The sequence below is a fragment of the Prescottella defluvii genome (genome assembly GCF_000738775.1).
Classification (GTDB): domain Bacteria; phylum Actinomycetota; class Actinomycetes; order Mycobacteriales; family Mycobacteriaceae; genus Prescottella; species Prescottella defluvii.
Genome location: NZ_JPOC01000110.1, coordinates 1 through 272, shown reverse-complemented (window position 1 = coordinate 272; position 272 = coordinate 1). Strand labels below are relative to the sequence as shown.

General features: G+C 68.0%; 1 pseudogene. It reads left to right on the top strand.

What is annotated here, in order from left to right:
- Positions 1-272, top strand: a pseudogene (locus IJ15_RS26520) (lipase); the annotation flags it as partial.

Below are 272 nucleotides of genomic sequence, written 5' to 3'. Positions count from 1 at the left end.
GCCCGTGGTGTGCTGCCGTTCCGCCAGGCGGGTCTCCAGTTCCTCCCCGAATCGCAGTTCATCGCGAAACTGCACGCCGGTGGCCTGGATGCGCCGGAAGTCACCTACACCAACATCATGGCCCGCTACGACGAGGGGATCCTGCCGTGCACCAGCGGCTACGTGGAGGGCCCCAACGCGACGAACATCGTGGTCCAGGACGGGTGTTCGCAGGACTACTCGGACCGCATCGCGCTCGCGGCGTCCCGCGTCGCAGCCGGCTGCCGTGCTCA